23 protein-coding genes and 1 riboswitch are annotated in these 21656 nt (G+C 70.5%); of the genes, 9 read left to right on the top strand and 14 right to left on the bottom strand.

The window, feature by feature from the left end; genetic code table 11:
• The first annotated feature begins 64 nt into the window (after positions 1–64).
• Positions 65–667, top strand: a complete 603-nt coding sequence (locus ABN273_RS15025; protein WP_349449388.1) for an NAD(P)-dependent oxidoreductase — start codon at positions 65–67, stop codon at positions 665–667.
• On the opposite strand, the gene ABN273_RS15020 is transcribed toward ABN273_RS15025, so the two are convergent.
• Entirely contained in the window at positions 661–1869 is a 1209-nt protein-coding gene (locus tag ABN273_RS15020; RefSeq protein WP_349449387.1) for a DUF4032 domain-containing protein, read from the bottom strand. The two genes, ABN273_RS15025 and ABN273_RS15020, sit on opposite strands and share 7 nt — an antisense overlap.
• Before the next feature lie 22 nt (positions 1870–1891).
• Here ABN273_RS15020 and ABN273_RS15015 point away from each other — a divergent pair, with 22 nt between their 5' ends.
• Positions 1892–3460 carry a DUF885 domain-containing protein gene (locus tag ABN273_RS15015; protein ID WP_349449386.1) on the top strand — a complete coding sequence of 523 codons (1569 nt, stop codon included), beginning with the start codon at positions 1892–1894 and terminating at the stop codon, positions 3458–3460.
• On the opposite strand, the gene ABN273_RS15010 is transcribed toward ABN273_RS15015, so the two are convergent.
• Both ABN273_RS15010 and ABN273_RS15005 read right to left on the bottom strand, forming a co-directional pair.
• Positions 3455–4090, bottom strand: coding sequence for a class II aldolase/adducin family protein (locus ABN273_RS15010; protein ID WP_349449385.1), 636 nt, complete (start codon positions 4088–4090; stop codon positions 3455–3457). The genes ABN273_RS15015 and ABN273_RS15010 overlap by 6 nt on opposite strands.
• A 38-nt stretch (positions 4091–4128) precedes the next feature.
• Positions 4129–4713 (bottom strand): TetR/AcrR family transcriptional regulator, encoded by a 585-nt coding sequence (locus ABN273_RS15005; protein ID WP_349449384.1) that lies wholly within the window; start codon positions 4711–4713, stop codon positions 4129–4131.
• Between the two features lie 46 nt (positions 4714–4759).
• Between ABN273_RS15005 and ABN273_RS15000 the strand changes: the two genes are divergently transcribed.
• Both ABN273_RS15000 and ABN273_RS14995 read left to right on the top strand, forming a co-directional pair.
• Positions 4760–5677, top strand: coding sequence for a carbohydrate kinase family protein (locus ABN273_RS15000; RefSeq protein ID WP_349449383.1), 918 nt, complete (start codon positions 4760–4762; stop codon positions 5675–5677).
• Positions 5674–6888, top strand: a complete 1215-nt coding sequence (locus ABN273_RS14995; protein ID WP_349449382.1) for an aminotransferase class III-fold pyridoxal phosphate-dependent enzyme — start codon at positions 5674–5676, stop codon at positions 6886–6888. Before ABN273_RS15000 ends, ABN273_RS14995 begins: the two co-directional genes overlap by 4 nt.
• Here the strand turns inward: ABN273_RS14995 and ABN273_RS14990 are convergent.
• The 7 genes from ABN273_RS14990 to ABN273_RS14960 form a co-directional block, all read right to left on the bottom strand.
• Positions 6885–8852: a CehA/McbA family metallohydrolase gene (locus tag ABN273_RS14990; RefSeq protein ID WP_349449381.1), complete on the bottom strand. Its 1968-nt coding sequence runs from the start codon at positions 8850–8852 to the stop codon at positions 6885–6887. The two genes, ABN273_RS14995 and ABN273_RS14990, sit on opposite strands and share 4 nt — an antisense overlap.
• 11 nt (positions 8853–8863) lie before the next feature.
• Entirely contained in the window at positions 8864–9301 is a 438-nt protein-coding gene (locus tag ABN273_RS14985) for a tetratricopeptide repeat protein (protein WP_349449380.1), read from the bottom strand.
• 4 nt (positions 9302–9305) lie between these two features.
• Complete coding sequence (locus ABN273_RS14980) at positions 9306–9797, bottom strand: tetratricopeptide repeat protein (RefSeq protein WP_349449379.1); 492 nt, start codon at positions 9795–9797, stop codon at positions 9306–9308.
• 163 nt (positions 9798–9960) lie between these two features.
• Positions 9961–10806 carry an alpha/beta fold hydrolase gene (locus ABN273_RS14975; RefSeq protein WP_349449378.1) on the bottom strand — a complete coding sequence of 282 codons (846 nt, stop codon included), beginning with the start codon at positions 10804–10806 and terminating at the stop codon, positions 9961–9963.
• A gap of 46 nt (positions 10807–10852) precedes the next feature.
• Positions 10853–11530 carry a hypothetical protein gene (locus ABN273_RS14970; RefSeq protein WP_349449377.1) on the bottom strand — a complete coding sequence of 226 codons (678 nt, stop codon included), beginning with the start codon at positions 11528–11530 and terminating at the stop codon, positions 10853–10855.
• A gap of 189 nt (positions 11531–11719) precedes the next feature.
• Positions 11720–11855: riboswitch (cyclic di-AMP (ydaO/yuaA leader) on the bottom strand.
• A 168-nt stretch (positions 11856–12023) separates the two neighbouring features.
• The gene (locus ABN273_RS14965) at positions 12024–12224 is read right to left on the bottom strand and encodes a DUF5302 domain-containing protein (RefSeq protein ID WP_349449376.1); all 201 of its coding nucleotides are present in this window, start codon (positions 12222–12224) and stop codon (positions 12024–12026) included.
• Between the two features lie 114 nt (positions 12225–12338).
• Positions 12339–12905, bottom strand: coding sequence for a class I SAM-dependent methyltransferase (locus tag ABN273_RS14960; RefSeq protein WP_349449375.1), 567 nt, complete (start codon positions 12903–12905; stop codon positions 12339–12341).
• Positions 12906–13041: 136 nt separating this feature from the next.
• Between ABN273_RS14960 and ABN273_RS14955 the strand changes: the two genes are divergently transcribed.
• Entirely contained in the window at positions 13042–14043 is a 1002-nt protein-coding gene (locus ABN273_RS14955) for a rod shape-determining protein (protein ID WP_349449374.1), read from the top strand.
• 117 nt (positions 14044–14160) lie between these two features.
• Here ABN273_RS14955 and ABN273_RS14950 read toward each other — a convergent pair whose 3' ends face one another.
• From ABN273_RS14950 to ABN273_RS14935, 4 genes are read right to left on the bottom strand one after another with little or no spacing between them, the layout of a single operon-like run.
• Positions 14161–15381, bottom strand: a complete 1221-nt coding sequence (locus ABN273_RS14950) for an ABC transporter permease (protein WP_349449373.1) — start codon at positions 15379–15381, stop codon at positions 14161–14163.
• Complete coding sequence (locus ABN273_RS14945; protein WP_349449372.1) at positions 15381–16076, bottom strand: ABC transporter ATP-binding protein; 696 nt, start codon at positions 16074–16076, stop codon at positions 15381–15383. The genes ABN273_RS14950 and ABN273_RS14945 overlap by 1 nt, the downstream gene beginning before the upstream one ends.
• Positions 16073–17230: a peptidoglycan-binding protein gene (locus ABN273_RS14940; protein WP_349449371.1), complete on the bottom strand. Its 1158-nt coding sequence runs from the start codon at positions 17228–17230 to the stop codon at positions 16073–16075. Before ABN273_RS14940 ends, ABN273_RS14945 begins: the two co-directional genes overlap by 4 nt.
• Complete coding sequence (locus tag ABN273_RS14935; RefSeq protein ID WP_349449370.1) at positions 17230–17745, bottom strand: hypothetical protein; 516 nt, start codon at positions 17743–17745, stop codon at positions 17230–17232. The genes ABN273_RS14940 and ABN273_RS14935 overlap by 1 nt, the downstream gene beginning before the upstream one ends.
• A 144-nt stretch (positions 17746–17889) precedes the next feature.
• Here ABN273_RS14935 and ABN273_RS14930 point away from each other — a divergent pair, with 144 nt between their 5' ends.
• The 4 genes from ABN273_RS14930 to ABN273_RS14915 form a co-directional block, all read left to right on the top strand.
• Positions 17890–18546: a response regulator transcription factor gene (locus tag ABN273_RS14930; protein ID WP_349449369.1), complete on the top strand. Its 657-nt coding sequence runs from the start codon at positions 17890–17892 to the stop codon at positions 18544–18546.
• The gene (locus ABN273_RS14925; RefSeq protein WP_349449368.1) at positions 18543–19733 is read left to right on the top strand and encodes a sensor histidine kinase; all 1191 of its coding nucleotides are present in this window, start codon (positions 18543–18545) and stop codon (positions 19731–19733) included. Before ABN273_RS14930 ends, ABN273_RS14925 begins: the two co-directional genes overlap by 4 nt.
• 14 nt (positions 19734–19747) lie before the next feature.
• Positions 19748–20494: a polysaccharide deacetylase family protein gene (locus ABN273_RS14920; RefSeq protein WP_349449367.1), complete on the top strand. Its 747-nt coding sequence runs from the start codon at positions 19748–19750 to the stop codon at positions 20492–20494.
• A 144-nt stretch (positions 20495–20638) separates the two neighbouring features.
• On the top strand, positions 20639–21656 hold a 1018-nt coding region (locus ABN273_RS14915; protein WP_349449366.1), incomplete at its 3' end, for a serine/threonine-protein kinase.

Below are 21656 nucleotides of genomic sequence, written 5' to 3'. Positions count from 1 at the left end.
CGGTATCCATAAGGTACTTATAGCACGATGAAGTAACCAGTATCCGATGGATACTCTGACGCACATGAAGATCCTGCTCTTTGGCGCGACCGGCATGATCGGTCAGCGCATCGCCGCAGAACTGACCAGCCGCGGCCACCAGGTGACCGCCGTCAGCCGCAAGGGCCCGGTCAAGGGCGACGTCCACGACGCCGCCACGCTGGCCAAGGGCCACGACGCCGTCGTCTCCGCCATCGCCCCGCCGCGTGACGGCACCGAGCCCGAGCCGCCGTTCCTCGACGCCAACCGCGCCCTCATCGACGGTGTGCGGGCGGCCGGGGTGCGCCGGCTGATCGTCGTGGGCGGCGCCGGCAGTCTCAAGGTCGGGCCCGGCCAGGACCTGGTCGACACGCCCGGCTTCCCGGAGCTCTACAAAAAGGAGGCCCTGGCCCAGAGATCCGCCCTCGGCCTCTACCGGGACGTCGCGGACCTCGACTGGACGTACATCTCGCCGGCCGCCGAGATCGCGCCGGGTGAGCGTACCGGTGTCTACCGCATCGGCGGCGACACGCTGCTGGCCGACGCCGAGGGCCGCAGCTTCATCTCGGCCGAGGACTACGCGGTCGCCGTCGCGGACGAGCTGGAGAACGGGGCCCACCTGCGCAAGCGCATCACGGTGGCCTACTGAGGCGGTTCGTCCGGGAGGAGCGCCTTCTCGTCGGGCTTGTGCACGAGCACGTTGTCCACGTACGACTTCACGGCCGTGGCCAGCCCCACGTCGGAGCCCTGCTCCTCCGACAGGTACCAGCGGTGATCGAGTATCTCGTGGAAGAGCTGCGCGGGCTCCAGCTTCCCGCGCAGCTCCACGGGAATGGCATCGACGGTCGGCTGGAACACCTCCGCCAGCCACCGGTGCGCCACGATGGCCTCGTCCTCGTGCCGCAGCCCCTTGGCCACCCGGAACCCGTCGAGGTCGTTGAGCAGCCGCCGCGCCTGGTTCTCCTCCACGTCGAGGCCGGTCAGCCGGAGCAGCCGCCGCTGGTGGTGCCCGGCGTCCACGACCTTGGGCCGGACGATGAGCCGCCCGGTGCCGACCTTGCGCCGCACCATCATCTCGGCCACGTCGAAGCCGAGCAGGTTCAGCCGCCGGATCCGCTGCTCCACCCGGTGCCAGTCGACCTCGTCGATGATCTCGCTCTGGGTGATCTCGTCCCACAGGCGGTGGTAGCGGGCGACGACGTCCTCGGCGGTGTCCATGGGATCGATGGACGGGTGCAGCAGCCCGCCGGCCTCCAGATCGAGCATCTCGCCGAAGATGTTCGTGTGCGCCGCGTCGATGTCGGCCAGCCGCTGGCCCTCGCTGATCATCGGGTGCATCTCACCGGTCTCGGCGTCCACGAGGTAGGCCGCGAACGCCCCCGCGTCCCTGCGGAACAGCGTGTTGGACAGCGAGCAGTCACCCCAGTAGAACCCGTTCAGATGCAGCCGCACCAGCAGCACGGCCAGCGCGTCCAGCAGCCTGGTGAGCGTGTCGGGCCGCAGCGTGCCCGACATGACCGCCCGGTAGGGAAGCGAGAACTGCAGGTGCCTGGTGATCAGCGCCGCGTCCAGCCCGTCCTCGCGGCCGGTGACGTACGCGACCGGCTCCACGGCGGGGGCGTCGAGACGGGCGAGATCCCACAGCAACTGGTACTCCCGCTTGGCGTAACGCTCGCTGATCTCCTTGATCGCGTACACCTTGCCGGACAGCCGCGCGAACCGGACCACGTGGCGGGAGATGCCGCGCGGCAGATCGACGAGGTGGTACTCCGGCCAGTCTTGCAGGGGGACCTCCCAGGGGAGGCGGATCAGGTCAGGGTCGCCTAGCGCGCCGGTGATCTGCAGGGGCATTTGCACAGGATATGGTGCATCGGTGGACGAGTTTCTCAAGTGGTACTTTTCCGACCGTCCCGTCGTGGCCGCCTCATTAGGGGCCGACGGTTACGACCACACCCTCGGCGACTTCACCGCCTCCGCATGGACCGCCCGCGCACGGGAGGAGGTCCGCTGGCTCGAACACCTCTCGAGCGTCCAGACGACGTCCCTGGATGACGCGATCGACAAGGAACTGGTCCTCTCACACCTGAGAGGCTCCATCGCGCTCGCGTCCTGGCCCGAATGGCGGCGCGACCCCGCCGTCTACCTCTCGGCGATCTTCGCCTCGATGTACACGCCGTTCCAGCGGCGGCTCAAGCCGGAGCCGGAGCTGGTGTCGTCGGCCGTCTCCCGGCTGGCCGAGGTGCCCGGCGTGCTGGCCGCCTGCCAGGCCAACCTGGACCCCGAGCTCGCCGCGCCGCTGCTGATCAAGCGCGGGCTCGGCCAGGCGCGCACCGGCCGCAACTTCCTCACCCGTACGGTCCCGTCGATGGTCGAGGACCCCGAGCTCGCCGCCAGGCTGGCCGAGGCCGCCGAGCCGGCCGCGCGAGCGTTCGACGAAATTGTCACGTTCCTCGAGGGCTTCCAGTGCGGCGGCACCTGGCGGATGGGCGAGCGGCTCTACTCCACGTTGCTGCGCGAGAAGGAGCTGCTCGGGTACGGCGCCGCCGAGCTGCACGAGAAGGGCAAGGCCGCATGGGCCGAGCTGGACGCGCGGATGCGCGAGGTGGCGGTCAAGGTCAACGGCAGCGCGGACTGGCGGGCGGCCATGGAGTTCCTCATGGACGACCATCCGCCGACGTTGGCCGACATGCGGGCCGAGTACGCGGCGGAGACCCGGCGGGCCAGGGAGTTCGTGCGGGAGCGGGACCTGGTCACGTTCGCCGAGGGCGAGGAGTGCGACGTGCTCCCCTCGGCCGAGTACACCCGCCCGATCCTGTCCGTCGCCCACTACCTCGCGCCGCCCCCGCTGAGCGCCTCGCGCAAGGGCGTCTTCTTCGTCCCCTACACGCCTGACGACTTCACCCCAGAGCAGGTACGCCAGCGGCTGCGGACGAACTCACGGGCCCAGATGCCCTCGATCGCCGTGCACGAGGCCTACCCGGGGCATCACTGGCACCTGTCGTACATGGCGGGCAACCCCCGTACCGTCAGGAAGGTCTTCCGCACCCCGTACTTCGCGGAGGGCTGGGCCCTGTACGTCGAGAAGCTCCTGCACGAGCAGGGCTACTTCGACACCCCGGCCACCGAGCTGGCCCACCTGGACTGCCGGATCTTCCGTGCCGCCAGGATCGTCGTGGACACGGCGCTGCACTGCGAGGACATGTCGATCGAGGAGGCGGAGACGTTCATGGCGAGCAAGGCGTCGCTGTCTCCCGGCACGGCCCAGGGCGAGGTGAACCGCTACTGCGCCTGGCCCACGCAGGCGCCCTCCTACCTCACGGGCGCGATCGAGATCGACCGCATCCGGCAGTCGTTCAAGGGGTCGCTCAAGGAGTTCCACGACCGGATCGCCGGATCGGGCGGCCTGCCCCTGGGGCTGGCCGAGCGGGTGGCGCTGTCATAACCGGCGCGGGAACGTGGGAGGGTTCAGCGCGCGCTCGACCACCGCGTTGAGCTGCTCGTCGGTGAGCACGGTCGGTTTGCCGACGCTGAGCCCCCGCACGTACACCTCGCACAGCCACTCCAGCAGCCGGGTGGCCTCGAACGCCTCCTCCATCGTCGCCCCGATGGTCACCCCGCCGTGGTTGGCCATGAGGGCGGCCCGCTTGCCCTCCATCGCCGCCCGCACGTTGGCGGCCAGCTCGGGGGTGCCGTAGGTGGCGTACGCGGCTACCTTGACCGTGCCGCCGAGCAGCAGCGCGTTGTAGTGCACGGGCGGCAGCTCGGTCATGGTGGTGGCCACGACCGTCCCGAACACCGAGTGCGTGTGCACGATGGCCTGGGCGTCCGTGGTCTCGTAGACGGTCAGGTGCATGGGGGTCTCGCTGGACGGCTGGAGCTCGCCTTCCACGAGGTGACCCGCGACGTCCACGATGGGGCACATCTCCGGGGTCAGCCGGTCGAGCGCCACCCCCGAGGGCGTGACCGCGACCAGTTCCCCCTGGCGCACGCTCAGGTTGCCCGACGTGCCGATGACCAGGCCCAGCTCGACGGCGCGGCGGCCGTACTCGCACAACTGCTCGCGCAGGCTCATGCGCTTGGAATGTAGTCGGTCGTCCGAATTACAGCAATTCATAGCCGGTCGAGCGCCCGGAGCATGAGGCGCTCGATGTCGACGCGCTTGAGCCGCCCCGGATAGAGGAGCAGGTGCAGGCTGAGGCCGTCCACCAGGGCGAGGAGGTGCTCGGTCAGGTCGTCGAGGTTGTCGTCCGTGCTGAGCTCGCCGGCCGCGCGGGCCTGCCCCAGCAGGTCGCGTACGGCGGCGCGCAGCTCGCCCGCCTCCGTGCGCTGCACCTCGGCCAGGCGCTCCGAGGCCAGGCTGCGGCTCCAGAAGCTGACCTCCAGCCGGGTCTCCTGGGTGCGTTCCGCGTCGAGCGGCAGGTTGTCCAGCAGCAGCTCGCGCAGCGCGGCCAGCCCGGTCACGCCCTCGATCTTGGTGGTGAGCCGGTCTCGGATGCGCTGGTGCGACTGGCGCAGCGCCGACAGCAGGATCTCGTCCTTGTCGGCGAAATAGTGGGCGAGCACGCCGTTGGAGTATCCGGCCTCCTTGGCGATGGCCCGCGTGGTGGCGGCGTCGATGCCGTCCCTGACGATCACCCGGCGGGCGGCTGACAGGACCTCGCGCCTGCGCTCGTCGTGATCGACGATCTTGGGCATCGGCTCCTCCATTGACTTTTTATTCGGACGTCTGTCTATTTAGACTATGACCGTCGTCACCGTCGGCGTCCACATCGTCGACATCCTCACCAGGCCCGTCGATCACATTCCCCAGGGCCAGGACACCGTGCTGGTGGACCAGATCCGCCTCACCGCCGCGGGCGCCGCCGCCGGAACGGCCGTCGACCTGGTCAAGCTGGGCAACTCCGTGGTCACCATGGGCGCGATCGGCGACGACGAGCTGGGCGACTTCCTGGTCGCGGTGCTCACCAAGCGCGGCGTGGACGCCTCACGTCTCGTGCGCAGGGCGGGCGAGCAGACGGCCGCCTCGATCCTGCCCATCAGGCCGGACGGCGGGCGGCCCAGCTTCCACGTGCCCGGGGCGAACCTCACGGTGACGTACGCGGACCTCGACGCCGAGCTGCTGCGCGGCGTGCGGGCGATCCACCTGGGCGGGATGGACGTCACGTTCGGCCTGGGCGACCCGGCGTTCTTCGCACTCCTGGACTCGGTACGGGCCGCGGGCACCATCATCACGATGGATCTCCTTTCGGAGATGCCTGATTTATTGGGAATGGCCCGCGCTTTTCTGCCACACGTGGACTACGTGCTGCCGAACGAGTCGCAGGCGCTGCTCATGACCGGCTGCTCCGACGTCCAGGAGGCCGCTCAGGCGCTGCTGGCGGACGGGCCGCGCGGCGTGCTGGTCACGCTCGGCGCGTCGGGCAGCCTCGTGGTCACTCCCGATGGCACGGAGCCGGTGCCCGCCATCAAGACGGACGTCTCGGACACGACCGGCTGCGGAGACGCGTACTGCGCCGGCTTCCTGACGGGGCTCCTGCACGGGCAGGACGTGCTGACCGCGGCCCACTGGGGCACGGCCGCCGCCGCCCGCGTCGCCACGGGGCTCGGCTCGGACGCCGGCCTCACCGACCTCGACTCGACTCTAAGGATCCTCGGATGACCGACGCAGAACTCCGCCGGCGGGCCTCGAAGGTCGTCCCCGGCGGCATGTACGGGCACCTCAACGCCGCGCTCTTCGCCCCGGGCTTCCCGCAGTTCTTCGAACGTGGCGAGGGCTGCCGGCAGTGGGACGTGGACGGTCGCGAGTACATCGACTTCATGTGCAGCTGGGGCCCGGTCGTGCTCGGACACCGGCACCCGCGCGTGGAGGAGGCCGCCGCCAGGCAGGCGGCGCTCGGCGACTGCCTCAACGGCCCGGGCCCGATCATGGTGGAGCTGGCCGAGCTGCTCGTGGACACCGTGCCCAGCGCCGATTGGGCGATGTTCTCCAAGAACGGCACCGACGCCACCACCCAGGCGCTCATGGTCGCCAGGGCCGCCACCGGCCGGACCAAGGTGCTGATGGCCCATGGGGCCTATCACGGGGCGGACCCCTGGTGCACGCCGTCCCTGTCGGGCACGACGCCCAACGAACGGGCGGACCTGGTGGAGTTCACGTACAACTCCCTGGAGTCGCTGGAGGCCGCGGCGGCGACCGTGGAGGGGGACGTGGCGGCGATCATCGTGACGCCGTTCAAGCACGACTCGTTCGAGGACCAGGAGCTGGTGGAGCCTGTCTTCGCGCGCGGCGCCCGCGCGCTGGCCGACCGGCTCGGGGCGGCGCTGGTGATCGACGACGTGCGGGCGGGGTTCCGGATCGACCTGCGCGGCTCCTGGGAGCCCTACGGGGTACGCCCCGACCTGACGGCCTGGTCGAAGGCCATGGCCAACGGCCACCCCATCGCGGCCGTCACCGGCACGGACGCGCTGCGCGGACCGGCGCAGACGCTGTATTCCACGGGCTCGTTCTGGTTCTCGGCGGTCGCCATGGCGGCGGCCAAGGCGACCATCGAGACCCTGCGCGACACGGACGGCATCGGGGCCATGGAGCGGGCCGGCACGCAGCTCCGCGAGGGGCTGTACGCGCAGGCCAAGTCCCACGGGTTCGTGGTGAACCAGACGGGACCGGTGACGATCCCGTGGCTCAGCTTCGACGGGGACGCCGACCTCTCCGTCGCGATGTACTGGAGCGACGCCTGCCTGCGGCACGGGGTCTACCTGCACCCGTGGCACAACTGGTTCATGTCGGCCGCGCACACGGAGGCGGACGTGGCGAAGGCCCTGGAGGGCACGGACCAGGCCTTCGCCGAGACCCGCGCCCACTTCGGCTAGGACGCGCTCATGTGCGCGAGCCTGAGCTCGTAGACCTCGCGGGCCTGCTCATGCAGATCCCGGTGGGCGGCGCGCTGCGCGGCCGAGCTGAACTTGCCGTCCGCTTCCAGCAGCGGCTCCAGGAGGTCCAGCCAGCGCAAGCACCACTCGACGTCGGCCCGCCTGGCCACGTGGTCTCCGACGTACACCGGGCTGGTGTGCGCGTAGACGCCCGCGGGATGCAGGGACCGGGGATGTGGCCCGCCTCCCGCCACAGCCACCACGTAGGTCGGTTCGCGCACGGTGAGCTCGGCGGTGAGCAGGTGTGGACCGCCCTCCGCGATGACGCCGTCGGCGGTCCTGATCTGGAGCCACTCCACCTCGGGGCCGAGGGTCCGCGCGGTGATCACGATGGTGTCGCCCTCGGCCGCCCGTATCGTGTCGCCCGGCTGGTGTCCGCCGACGTCGAGCTCGAGCCAGGGTCCCGTGGTGGCGAACGTGCGGCCGCGCCGTACGGCCTCGGCGAAGGAGTCCGCGGTCAGCGGCCCGTCGACTCGCGCGTACACCCGCTCCCAGCCCGGCGGGCTGGACGCGGTGCCGCGCCGGGTGATGGACAGGACCGCGTCGGTGCCGGCGGTCAACGCCAGCCGGTTGCCGGCTCCGACGAGCCGGCGATAGACCACGGCAGTCGCCTGGATGGAGGAGTGATTGAGCACGTCCAGGGCGTCGATCAGGCCGAGTGCCGCGTCCACCACGATCTCCCTGGCCGAGCAGTTACGGCCGGCGGCGACGACCTTCTCCGGAGGGTCGGTGTCGCTCAGATCGGTGTGGAACGGGTGGCCGTAGCCGGTGAGCGCGCCCAGGCCGCGCAGCTCCGCCAGCGGTGCGCTGTTGGGATGCGTGTCCGGACTGTCGCCGAAGCCGCTGTGGAAGCGCGTGGGCATGCCGGTGAGGCCGAAGGCGGTGAAGTGCCCGAGCAGGTCGTTGCGGTATTCCACGCCGAACCGGGCGACGTGCCGCTCGTCCGACCACGGCAGGTCCCGCCCGGCCCACTCCTCCAGCAGTTCGCGGTCGTAGACCCGCTCGCCCGCCACGTTGCCCGCGACCAGGTTCAGCACGTGCAGGTCCTCGCCGAGCTGCGCGGCGGCGGCCCGGTCCGGGGTCGCCGGCTCGTCGCCCATCCAGTTGAGGTGGACGTGCAGGTCGCCGCCGTACCAGCCGCGGGCGGCCGCGTCGTAGACACGTTCGGGCGTCAGTTCCACGGTCAGTTCCTCTCCCGGTGCGGGCGACACCTCCACCGTGGCGGAGCCGTACTCCATGCCGCGCGTCACGGAGATCGTGAGGCGCTCGGCGGGGACGTCGACCACCAGGTCGTCGCCGTGGAAATACGGTCTCCGGTGGGCGTCCAGCGCGCGAACGGCACCCGGTGGATACCAGCCCTGTCCGTCCTTGCTGGTGACGGTCCACCGGCACGGGAACCCGGCGCGCAGCCGCACGCGGGCCGCGGGCGCCCGCCTGGCGAGCCCGGCCAGATCGATGCGTTGCCCGGCGATCACCGTGCTGGCGCTGGTGATCGCCACCAACTTGGCGCCGCCCGGTGGAACGACGTGCGCGACGCCGTCGACCAGCACGGTGACCTCCTCTGCCGTGCTGGAGTCCAGCAGCAGCGTGGTCTGGAGCGGCGTGTCGTCGAGCACGGCCAGCGGCCTGCCCTCCAGCCGGGCGCCTTCGGGAGTGAGGCGTAAAGCCGCCAGGTTGTCCAGGACGTCGCCGCCCAGCGCGTCTCGCACCACGCGGTCCAGGTCGAGCTCGCCCATCCGCGCGTCCATGTCACGGCGCGCCCCGCCGAGCTGGCGGAAGCAGGCGGCCCAGTAGTCGTAGCCGTTCATGAGGTAGGCGCTCGTGCGCACCTCTCCCACGTAGGGGATCAGTTCCTCACCCCACGTCACCCCATGTTGGTCGAGCAGCCGGCGGTACTCCTGCACGGATCCCTCCCTCAGAGAGTCGAAAGCAAGGCCCGGATGTCATCGTCCCCGGGATCCAGCCGGGCCGCGCGCTCCAGATCCGACCGCGCGCTCTCCTGTCTTCCGAGATCGCGCAGGACCACGGCCCGGTTGAACAGGAAGGCCGGGCTCTCCTCCAGCTGGATGGCGCGGGTCAGGTCGGCGACCGCCCCGTCCAGGTCGCCCGTCTCGTACGCCAGGACGCCCCGGCCGGCCCAGGTGGCCGCCGCCTCCGGATCGAGGTCCAGCGAGGTGCGGAACGCCGCCTGCGCCGCGTCGTTACGGCCCAGCGCGGCCTCAGCCTGCCCCAGGGCCGCCAGCAGGTAGGCGTTGCGCGGTTCCAGCTCCAGGCCGCGCAGCGCGTCGGCTCTGGCCCGGTCGTGCTCACCAAGAGCTCCCAGGATCCCGGACCTGTTCACGTACGCCGCCACGAACTCACACATAGGAGAGGTCGGCCAGCGCCCCCTGGAGGTCGCCCCGCGCGAACCGGATCTCGGCTCGGTTGTAGTACGGCTCGGGCAGCGGCAGGCCGACCTCCATGGCGGTCTCGTAGTCGGCGACCGCTTCGTCGTCCCGTCCGAGCTGGTGCAGCAGGTTTCCCCGGTCGATGTAGTAATCGGGATAGCCGGGGTCGGCGGCGATGGCGGCGTCGAGATCGGGCAGCGCCTGTTCCGGCTCCCCCGCCATGGCCAGGAGTGTGGCGCGGTTGGCTCGCAGCACCAGCCGGTGAATCGGGTGCTCGCCCTCGGCCAGGTCACGCTCGGCCAGCTCGATGGCCTGCGCCACCAGGTCACGCGCGGCGCCGTGCTCCCCTCGCCGTACCTGGACCAGCGCCGCGCCGTTGAGGTCGAAGCTGAGGTGGAAGGCGCGCTCGCGCCGGCCGGGCGTCCAGCACCGAAGCTGACCGGCGCGGCCACCCCGAAGCACGCCGACCCGACCTGCTAGTAAGGCGGCCGCTTTGCACCATCTGACCTGCGATTTGATGGTCGTAATGGTCGGATGAGGAACGTTGGCAGTCAGCGGCCACCGCGTGATTTCATTCGGTGTTCTGTGACGACCGAAGAGGACGCGGTGGCCGTTCGCATGGCGCTCAGGTGAAGGTGAGCTTGGCGATCTCCGCCACGATGGCGGGCCAGAGCGGGCGCGGCAGGTCGTGGCCCATGCCCGGATAGGTCACCAGGCGAGCGCCGGGGACGGCGGCGGCCGTGGCGTGGCCGGCGGCGACCGGGATGAGCTGGTCGGCCTCCCCGTGCAGCACCAGCGTGGGCACCTGTACGCCCGCGAGCAGCGCCGTGCGGTCGCCCGAGGCCATGATCGCGGCGAGTTGCCTGGCCGTGCCGTCGGGGTCGAAGCAGCGGTCGAACGCCAGCCCGGCCACCTCGCGGATCCGCTCGCGGTCCAGCTCGTACCCGGGCGAGCCGATGATCGACCAGGTCTGCACCGCCTGGGCGAGGACGGTTTCGCGGTCGGCCGGGGGCCTGGCCAGGAGAGCGGCGAGCGCGGTCTCCGTCGGCGGGGCCACCGAGGGGCCGGGCGTGGACATGATCGAGGTCAGCGTCAGCACCCGGTCCGGGTGGCGGATGGCCAGGGCCTGGGCGATCATGCCGCCCATCGAGGCACCGACCACGTGCGCGGCGGGCCAGCCGAGGGCCTCCATGAGCCCCGCGGCGTCGTCGGCCAGGTCGTCCAGCAGATACGGCGAGGGCGCCCCGAAAGTGGGAGCGCCCTCGTCGTGGAAGTGTGTGGAGAGGCCCGCGTCGCGGTTGTCGAACCGTACGACGTGGTGTCCCTGCTCCGCCAGCAGCTCGCAGAGCCCTTCGTCCCAGTGGATGAGCTGCGCGCCGAGGCCCATGATGAGGAGCAGGGGACGGCCCTCGTGCAAACCGAAGCTCTCGTAGGCGATTTCGATGCCGTTAGCGGCTACACGGGTGGTCACGAGGACCAGAATGACATTCTGTTAGCGACCCGTAAAGACCGTGAAGTCAGAGATTGATGAGGCCGCGGATGCGGTCGCTGGTGAGCGCCGCGCTGCCGCCGGCCACGGCCACGGCACCGGCCAGAACGGCGGCCGTGGTCTTCGAGAACGAAGTGGGCGCGGTCTCAGTGGCCGCGGGCGGCGGCTCGGCCGGGTTGTTGTCCTGCTCGGCCCAGGCGCCGGTCGAGAACGGAACCGGATAGTTCTTCCTGCCCGGACCCTTGCCCCACTTGGTGATGACGTAGTCGACCTCGATGTGACCCTGGCCGCCGTTGCCGTCAACATGCAGCGTGTCGGAGTTGAACGTGCCGCCGGTGAGCTCCGCGAACGTCTTGGCGTCCAGGTCCAGCATGATCCCGCGGTTGGAGGGCACGCCCGGGCCGCGGTCGCCGACGAAGAAGGGCATCTTCTTGCCCTTGTAGACCACGTAACCCTCGGTCATGAGCGGCCAGCTCGGGCTGGCGGCCAGGCCCTTCTGCATGGGCTTGCCGCTGGCGGGCAGCCCGGTGTCGCCGGCGCGGCCGGAGGCGTCGTCCCAGAAGTACGAAGCCGTGGTCGAGCCCTTGAGCAGGACCTTCTCATCATCGTTCGAGTCGGCGTGAGCCGCGGTGCCCGCGACGGCGAGCGCACTTACGGTGCAGGCGGTGAGCAGGACGAGAGAACGCAGGCCAAAACGTGCAGACATGAAAAGTAAAGTCCTTCGCGACGGGGGCAGGGAGTTGCGCTCGCTCGAAAAAGGGCGTAGCTGGGCAGAGCACCTGGCAAAGGGGAGGAAGCTACGCGGAGCGCGAAACGAGCCTGAGGAAGGGACCGCTCAGTAGGCGGCGGCTATCACGCTGTCCGGGGGTGCGACGCGGTCGGGCATGGCGTTCATATGTCCTCTCCATCTCGCCTACCGGGTTAGCTGGCGGGTTCGGGCGTGGAGATGCCCTACCGACACGTGGTCGGATTCACCCCAACTGCGGTGGGTCCCCGGTTCCCGAGTGATCGGGATTCGGCGCCAGCCGGCTGTTCCTCCTGGGTGAGGTCCACGCCACCGGCTGTGAATTGGGCAACACTCTAACCACGCATTCCGGACATACGCAAACACTTCGTCATGAATCGGGCAGAAGATCTACCTTCCCGCACAAAGAAAAAAGGGGGCACGGCAGTGCCGTACCCCCTGGGAAATCCCAGCCTCAGCCGCCGCTCTTGCGCCTGAACGATCTTTTACTCGCAGCCGGACCGTGCGACCCATGGATCTTCGACGGGTCACCGCCCCTGCCACCCGCGCCCGAGCCCGCGTGCTGGTTGCGCTTACGCTCCAACGCCTCGCGGAACTTGCGCTTCATCTCGTCCTCGGGATTTTCGCTGACTTCCTGCTCCGGTGTATCCGCCATGAGGACCTCCATGGTGTTGGGGACAGTCACAGCTTCGCATGGCCCCGCTTATGACGCGAAACCGGCTTCCCCACTGCCTTTGCGGGGCTGCACTGCCACCCCGCCCGGCGCCGTTCAGTCGCGGGTGAACGCCATCAGGCGGAACACCGGGTCCGGGCTTGAGCGGCTTTGCCCGTGTCCCACGAATCGGGTCTCACCGCTCGGCCGGAGCCCGTGCCTGGCCGCCTCCTCGACGACCAGTCCGGCCCGGTCGGACGGCTCCCGGCGCCCTCCCGTACCGTGCGCGGCCCGCTTGTCGACCGTCGTGACGAACACTCCACCTGGCCGCAGCACGCGGGCGGCCTCGGCGATCACCGGGCGGGCGTCGTCCAGCAGGTGCAGCAGCCAGATGGTGGTGACGGCGTCGACCGAGCCGTCGCGTACGGGCAGCGTACGGGCATCGCCCAGCACCACGTCCACGCGCCCGGCGGCGATCCGCGCCATCCCCGCGGAGGCGTCCACCCCGAACACCCGCAGCCCCCGACCGGCCAGCTCCCTCGTCACGAGCCCGGTGCCGCAGGCGATGTCGAGCAGCGTGCCGCCGGATACGAGGCGGCGCACGGCGTCGGCGGCGGCCCCGGCGCGCGGCAGCCCGCCCCGGGTCTCGTCGTAGTGTTCGGCCTCGAGGTCGTAGTCGAGCACTGCTGGTCCTCCTGGCGTCCGGGGTGCTGCCGGACAAGATACGCCTTAGGTAAAAGGGAACCGTTCGGTTCCTGGTGTTGGGTTGGAGCAGCTCAGGAAATAGACCCGGCATGATGGTCAAGCCCCCGGTCCTGCCATGAGCCTCCTCGGCCGTGACCTGGCGGTGGATCTGGGAGGCACGAGCACGCGCATCTATGCGCGGGGCAAGGGCATCGTGCTCGACGAGCCCTCGGCGGTCGTGCTCGACGACCGCACCGGCAAGATCATCGCGTACGGCGCGGACGCGACCGACGGCGAGACGTGCTGGCCGGTCAGCGGCGGCCTGCCGGTCGACGGCGAGCTCACCCGGCGCATGGTCAGGTACTTCCTGAGCAAGGTGCAGCGCAATCCGTTCGCCAGGCCGCGCCTGGTCATGGCGCTGCCCGACAGCTCCACCCCGATCGAGCGGGCGGCGCTGAGCGACCTGGCGTTCGAGGCGGACGCCAGGCGGATCGAGCTGATCCCGCACTCGCTCGCGGCGGCACTCGGCGCCGGGCTGCCGGTCGACAGCTTCGCCGGGCACATGGTGATCGACATCGGGCGCGACTCCGCCAGGATCGCCGTGCTCTCGTCCGGGGCCGCCGTGGCCACGACAGCCGTCCCCGGCGGCGGCGAGGCCGTCAACAGGGCCATCGTCCGCCTGGTCGAACACGAACACGGCCTCCTCCTCGACGTGCACGAGGCCGAGTCGGGCAAACGCCGCATCGGCGCCGAGTGGGAACCGCTGAACCGGCACGTGACGATGCGTGCCCGCGACCCGGACACCGGCCAGGAGCGCGAGGTACGACTGCCGGTCCAGCAGGTTTACGAGGCGACCAGGCAGCCGGTCGAGGCGATCGTGCGGGCGGCGATGGACACGGTCGAGCGATGCCCGGCCGAGCTCGCCGCGGACCTCGGGGGGCGGGGCGCGGTGCTGATAGGAGGCGGCGCGCTGCTGCGGGGGCTCGCGCGGCGGCTGCGGGCGTCGTTGCGAATGCCGGTACGGAGGGCGGAGCGGCCCCTGGAGTGCGTGGCCCTCGGCCTGGGCCGGTTCGTGGACGACCTGGGCCTGATCGCCCGGCTCCGCAACGCCCTCGCCTGGGCCGGGCCGGACAAGTGACCGCTCAGCCGAGTTAAGCGTCGCGACCGAGCCCGAGGCCCCGTCGCGCATGATACGGCGCACCCGGGCCGTGCGGCGTGGTCGTGTGCGAGTGTGCGGGGACGGGGCCGAGTGGCGTCAGGGGGTGGAGAGGGCTTCGGTCGGGGACAGGCGGGAGGCGCGGATCGCCGGGTAGAGCCCCGCTGCCGCGCCGATGACCAGGGTCGCCGCGAGGCCGCCGACGGTGGCCCAGGCGGGCACCACCGAGGGCCAGCCGCTGTACAGCGCGTACCCCATCGTGACACCCGTCCCCAGCAGGATCCCCCCACCCCCGCCGAGAGCCGACAGCAGGAGCGACTCCGCGAGGAACTGGGTGCGGATCTGGCCGCGCGTGGCTCCGAGGGAGCGGCGCAGGCCGATCTCCGCGCGGCGTTCCAGCACCGAGATGACCATGGTGTTGGCCACGCCGACCCCGCCCACGAGCAGGGCCACCGCGCCCACCCCCAGCAGGAGGTTGGCGAACGCCTGGCTGGTCGCCTGCTTGGCGGCGAGGGCGTCGGAGGGCCGGGAGACGTCCACCTCGTTGGGCGCCTCCGGGTTGGCGGTCCCGGCCAGCACCTGGCGTACGGCCTCTAGCTTGGCCTCGTCCGAGCGGGTGTAGAGCGTCGTCGGGTGCCCGTCGAAGCCCAGCCTGGACTCCGCCACCGGCCAGCCGACCAGGACGCCGCTGTCCAGGTCGGTGGCGAGCGCCACCGGGTCCAGGATCCCGATGACCGTGAAGCGGATCCCGCCGACCACGACCTGCGTGTCGGGCGAGGCAGAGCCCACGCCGAGCCGCTGGGCCGCCAAGGAGCCGAGCACGGCGGCCGGGTAGCGTTCGGTGGCCGCGTTGAGCCAGGTCCCGTTCCGCAGGGTCGCGCCCACGGTGGCGGGCAGGTCGAGTCGGGCCGCGTACGTGGCGATGCCGCTGGTCTGGGCCTCGGGGATCTCCTCCGACCGGTAGACCTTGACGTCGCCCATGCGCCCGATCGACGAGACGGCCTGGACGGGGCCGATGCGCTCGATCATCGACTCCGCCTCCTTCGGCATCTGCGCGGCCTCGCCCGCGAGCGTGGTGCCGGACGAGACCGTGAGCAGGTTGGTGCCGAGCGCGGAGAGCGTACGGTCGAGCTCGGCGCCCGACGAGGACGAGAGCCCGACCACGCCCACCATGGCCGCGATGCCGATGGCGATGCCCAGCGCGGACAGGAACGCCCGCAGCGGCCGGGTGCGCAGGCCCACCGCCCCGACCCGCATCACGTCGCGGGACCGCATCCTGGCCGGGCGCAATTTCGGGCGCGCCACCTCCACCGTGGACATCACACCGCCTCCAAGGGGACCCGCGCGGTGTCGGAGATGATCTGGCCGTCGCGCATCCGTACCTGCCTGGGCAGGCTGGCGGCGATCTCCCGGTCGTGGGTGATGATCACGATGGTGGTGCCGCTCGCGTTCAGCTCGTGCAGCAGCTCCATCACCCCTGTGCCCGACACCGAGTCCAGGGCCCCGGTCGGCTCGTCGGCCAGCAGCAGCGGCGGGTCGCCCGCCACGGCCCTGGCGATGGCCACGCGCTGCCGCTCGCCGCCGGACAGCTCATGCGGCTCGTGGTCCATCCGGTGCCCGAGCCCAACCCGTTCCAGCGCCTGGGCCGCACGGCGGCGCCGCTCCGACCTGCCCAGGCCGGTGTAGACGAGGCCGTCGGCCACGTTGTCGAGCGCCGGGACCTTCGCGGCGAGGTGGAACGACTGGAACACGAACCCGATCGTGGTGGCCCGCAGCGCCGACAGCTGACTGTCGGACAGCTTCGACACGTCGTACCCGTCGATGTGGATGGACCCGGACGTGGGCCGGTCGAGGGTGCCGACGACGTTGAGCATCGTCGACTTGCCCGACCCGGACGGGCCGACGATGGCGACCAGCTCGCCGTGCTCGATCCGCAGCGACACCGACGCCAGCGCCGCCACGCCGCCCGGGTACGTCTTGCACACGTCCGTCAGAGCGATCATGGGGTACGTCATTTCGGCATCCCCACGGTCATGCCCTCGGCCAGCCCGTCGCCGCTGACCTCGACCCGCCCCCCGGAGAACAGACCCGTCTCAACCTTGATATATCGGGACCTGCCCCCTTCGATGATCTCCAGCCCGTACCCGCCCTCCTGCAGCGCCACCAGCGCCGCCACCGGCACGGTCAGCACGTTCTTGCGCTTGGAGGCCGTGAACGTCACGTCCACCGCCGCCTTGTCCAGCCCCTTGGCGGCCTTGGCGGCCCCGATCGAGACGAGCGCCTCCACCCGGGTCTCCGGATCCGCGTTCTGGCTCTCGGCCGGCTCGATGACCGTGGCCACCTCGGTGACCTTGCCCGGCACACTCTTGCCGTCCGGCAGCGTGACCTCGACCTTGGCGTCCTTCTTGGCCATCCGCTGGTCCTCGGCCTCCAGCTTGACCGTGACCACCTTGGACGTGCCCGTATAAGTCAGGACCTTCTGCCCCGGAGCGGTCGGCTGGCCCTCCTCCGACTCCAGGCTCTCCACCCGCACCTTGCCGGGGGCGAACACGACCCGGCCCAGCTCGACCACGCCCGTCTCGTCCAGGCCGCGGTCCTCCTGCCATTCCCTGACCGCCTCGGCGGTGTCATAGGTGTACTCGTCGTCGACCGTGAACCCGTCGTAGCCGAGCTTGCTGAGATTCCGCTCGAGGTTCTCGACGTCCTTGCCCGCCACGCCGACCTTGAGGTCGCGGTACGCGGGCGTCGAGCCGTACATGAGCACGACCGGCTTGTTGTCCACCCGGTACAGCGACCTGCCGCGGGTGATCTGCGCGCCGCTGTCGGGCAGCCAGGTGACCGTGCCGGGCTTCCTGCTCGTTGCCGTGGTCACCGGGCCGTAGCCGAGCTCGCCGTCGGCGTCCCTGGTGTCGTTCAGGGTCTGCCTGGTCACCGTGGTGGTGGCCGGGGGCAGGGCGCCGGCCGACGCGGTCGGGCCGGCGCTGCCTTGGAGCAGGCCCGCGCTGTTGACGGCCACGAACCCGCCGCCGGCCACGGCCACCACGGTCAGGAGCCCGGCGACCAGCTTGCCCCGGCCGCGGCGCCGGCGCGGCCGGGAGGCCGGCGCGTCCGGCTCCGCCCTCCCTCCAAGGGTGGCCCCGTCTGTCACCCCGTCTGTCACTGGGCCCATCAAAGACCTCCCATACCGGCCTCGGCGGACTCCTTCTGGCACTTCTGCTGGGCCGCCTTGAAGTCGGGGTCCTTGCCGATTTCGCCGGTGATGCGCATGGCGCCGCCGTCGGGGTCGGGGAAGCTCTCGACGCCGTTGTCACGCATGCACTGCGCGAGCTTGCGCAGCGCCTCGCCCCGCTTCGGGTCGGCCTGGCCGGCCCGCTCGCCGCTCGGGGCGTACTGCTTGCACGTCTCCTGGGCCTTGTCGACCGTCTCCTTCGGGATGCTCCCGTCGAGCTTCATCATGATGCCCTTGCCCGGCTGCGGGTCGTCCATGGGCACGCCGTTCTCGCGCATGCACTGGGCGAACTTGAGCATCTTCTGGTGCGGGTCTTCGCTCGGCTTCGCGCTGGAGGCGGCCTGGGTGCCGGTGCCGCTGACCGACGCCACGTCGGCTCCGCCGCCGTCGTCCGCACCGCAGCCGGCCAGGAACAGTGCGGCCGCCGCCAGCGCGCCGAGGACTCGTACTCGCATGAGATCTTCCCTCTGTCGGATGGATGCCGTCTCGAGGGGAGATGCAATAGGGGCCGCTGTTTCCTCAGCGTTTCCATTCGCGCTTATTTTCAGCAAATGCCGCCTAGGCCACACTCAGCTCCGTAAGCGAATGAAAGGTGCGCCATGCGGGTGCTGGTGGTTGAGGACGAGCGGCTGCTCGCCGACGCGATTGCCGAGTGGCTGCGTGAGGAGACCCACGCGGTCGATCTGGCGCACGACGGCGAGGCAGCGCTGGAACGGATCGCCGTCAACGACTACGACGTGGTCGTGCTGGACCGGGACCTGCCGCGGGTGCACGGCGACGAGGTGTGCAGGGAGCTGGTCGAGTCGGAGCGGGACGCGCGGGTGCTGATGCTGACGGCCGCCGCCCAGCTCGACGACCGGGTGACCGGCCTGTCCCTGGGAGCCGACGACTACCTGGCGAAGCCGTTCGCGTTCCCCGAGCTGGCCGCCCGCGTGCTGGCCCTGGGGCGGCGCTCGCGCCCGGCCGTCCCGCCCGTGCTGCGGCGGGCCGGGATCACGCTCGATCCGGCGCGCAGGGAGGTGTTCAGGAACGGGCGGTTCGTGCCGCTGTCGAAGAAGGAGTTCGCGGTGCTGGCCGAGCTGCTGCGGGCGAACGGGAGCGTCGTCTCGGCCGAGCAGCTGCTGGAGAAGGCGTGGGACGAGAACGCGGACCCGTTCACCGGGGCGGTCCGGCTCACCATTCTCAAGCTGCGCCGCAAGCTCGCCGACCCGCCGGTCGTGGAGACCGTGCCGGGGGTGGGGTACCGGATCGCATGACCCTCCGGCTGCGCCTCACGCTGATGTACGGGGGCGTCTTCCTGGTCGCCGGGCTCACCCTGCTCGGCGTCACCTATCTCCTGTTCAACCAGCAGCTGACCCAGACGTTCGAGAGCCGGTTCGAGCCCGAACCCGGCAGGATGAAGAAGCTGCTCGTGGCCCAGGACGGCGTCGTGCTCACCGGCGACGCCGCGGTGGATTGGCTGCGCCAGCAGGAGGAAGAGCTGCGCGGCGCGGCCGTCACGTCACTGATCACGCAGGGCGCGATCGCGCTGGTCGTGGTCGGCGGCGCGGCGCTGGGGCTCGGCTGGGTGGTCGCGGGCCGGGCGCTGGCCCCGCTGCACCGGGTGACCGACACTGCGCGCAGGATCGCGGCCGCCCCCATGGCCGAGCGCGGGCTGCACGAGCGGATCGCGCTGGAGGGACCCGATGACGAGGTCAAGCAGCTCGCCGACACGTTCGACACCATGGTGGAACGGCTGGACCAGTCCTTCGACGGGCAGCGCAGGTTCGTGGCGAACGCCTCGCACGAGCTGCGTACGCCGCTGACCCTGAACCGGGCGCTGGTCGAGCTGGCCATGCACCGCCGTACGGCCCCTCCTGAGATCACGGAGCTGGGCGAGAGCCTGCTGGAGATCAACGCCCGCCACGAACGGCTCATCTCCGGCCTCCTCCTCCTGGCCCGCTCCGAACAGGAGATCGCGGACCGCTCGCCGGTGGACCTGGCGGACGTGGTGACGCACGTGGTCGCGCAGACCGCCGGGGACGCTCACGAGGCGAAGGTCACCGTGTACGAGGTCACCGCCCAGGCGCCCACCACCGGGGACGCGCTGCTGCTGGAACGGCTGGTGCACAACCTCGTCGAGAACGGCATCCGGCACAACGTGGACGACGGGACCGGGTGGGTGCGGGTGGTGAGCCGCACCGTGTCCGACGGGAAGGTGGAAGTCGAGGTCAGCAACACCGGCCCGAGTGTGCCACCGTACGACATCCCGCTGCTGTTCAAGCCGTTCCACCGGCACGGGGCCGAGCGCGTGGTCACGGCGAGGAGCGCGGGGCTGGGGCTGTCGATCGTACGGTCGGTGGCGGTCGCGCACGGCGGGGACGTCAGAGCGCAGCCACGGGAGGGCGGCGGCCTGATCGTGACCGCCTCACTGCCGCGCCCCACTCAGCTCCCTGGCTTGTGATTCCATGATCACCCATGAACGCAGCCGAAACGAATGTGCGGAGAAGACTGATCAAGCTTCTCGTGGCCCTTCTCGCCGTCCTTCTCCTTGGCGCGATGGGCCTGTATCAGCTGATGAACGCCCGGACCTTCCAACTGGCGGGAGAACTGACCGACCGGGTGGCGACCGAGGAGAAGGTCGTTGCCCTGACCTTCGACGACGGCCCTGACGAGAACACCCCCGAGATCATCGACATCCTCGCCGAGCAGCGCGTTCGCGCGACGTTCTTCGTCATCGGCGCACAGGTCGAGGCCCGGCCGCAGGACGCGCAGGCGCTGGTCGCCGCCGGCCATCAGCTCGCCAACCACACCTACACCCATCGGCGAATGGTCTTCGTTTCGCCCGCCACCGTGGCGAGTGAGGTTGAACGCACCGATGCGGCCATCCGGATGGCGGGGCAGCGCGGCGAGATCCTGTTCCGTCCGCCGACGGGCAAGAAATTGCTGGTGCTACCGCTGTATCTGGCTGACAACCAGAGGCGCACGGTGATGTGGGATGTGGAGCCGGACTCGGGCAAGGCTCCAACCGCCACCGAGATCGTCGCGGCTGTGCGCGAGGAGACAAGGCCAGGATCGATCATCTTGCTCCACCCGTGGTATGCCAATGGGCGGAACACTCGCGAGGCCGTCAAAGGCCTGATCACTGGCCTCCGTGACCAGGGATACCGATTCGTCACGGTCTCAGAGTTGCTCGCCGACCGAGCAGGACGGCGGCCTCGTTGAGGGACTGCAGAACATCACTACAAATCCGTATTGCAGTCGCTATGGTACGTAAAGATCACCGCCCCCGTCTCAGGAGTCACTTCTCTCATGGCGCATGTCGAACCGCTCCGGGAGGATGACCCAGCGGCGTTAGGCGCGTATCGCTTGCTCGGCCGGCTGGGAGCGGGCGGCCAGGGGACCGTCTACCTCGGGCAGAGGCCCGACGGTCAGCGTGTGGCGGTCAAGCTGCTGCGCGAGGGCGCGGGTTTCGACGACAGGCTGGCGAAGGAGATCGCGGCCGCGCGGCGGGTGGAGCCGTTCTGCATCGCGCAGGTGCTGGACGTCTCGCTGGGCGAACGGCCGTACATCGTGACCGAGTACGTCGACGGGCCCTCCCTGCAGCAGGCAGGTCGCCACAGCGGGGCGGACCTGCAACGGCTGGCGGTCGCGACGGCCACCGCGCTGGCCGCCATCCATCAGGCGGGCATTGTGCATCGGGACTTCAAGCCCGCGAACGTGCTGCTCGGCCCCGGCGGGCCGCGCGTCATCGACTTCGGCATCGCCCGGGCCATGGACGACGCCGTCACGCACACCAGCAGCATCGTCGGCACGCCTGCGTACATGGCTCCCGAGCAGTTGGCAGGGCAGCCGGTGGGGCCGCCCACCGACGTGTTCGCCTGGGCGTCGGTCATGGTGTGGGCGGCCAACGAGACGCCGCCCTTCGGGCACGACACGCTGCCTGCCATCATCAACCGCATCCTGCACAACGAACCGCAGCTGGGTGACCTGGCGCAACCGTTGCGGTCGATCGTGTACGACTGCCTCGCCAAGGATCCACGTGCTCGGCCGACCATGCGGGACGTGATCCTGCGGCTGTTGAGCGGGCAGAACTCTGCGGTCCCGAGCTCTCCCCCGTACCAGGGCTTCCAGGCCCAGCCACAGGCGCAGGGGCAAGGACTCTTCGGACCGCTGCCGGGGGCCGGGGCTGGGTCGATGCCTGGGCCCGGCTATATGCCGGGGCAGGCGTCGGGCCATGGGCCTGCGCCTATGCCTGGGCACGGACCTGGGCCGATGCCCGGCCACGGATCGGCACCCGGCCACGGGCCGATGCCGTTCCACGGGCCGATGCCGGGTCACGGGCCGATGGCGCCGGGTCAGGGGCCGATGGCGATGGGTCAGGGGC

Source organism: Nonomuraea sp. B19D2, from assembly GCF_040137845.1.
Classification (GTDB): domain Bacteria; phylum Actinomycetota; class Actinomycetes; order Streptosporangiales; family Streptosporangiaceae; genus Nonomuraea.
This window is presented reverse-complemented; position numbering and strand designations above follow the sequence as displayed.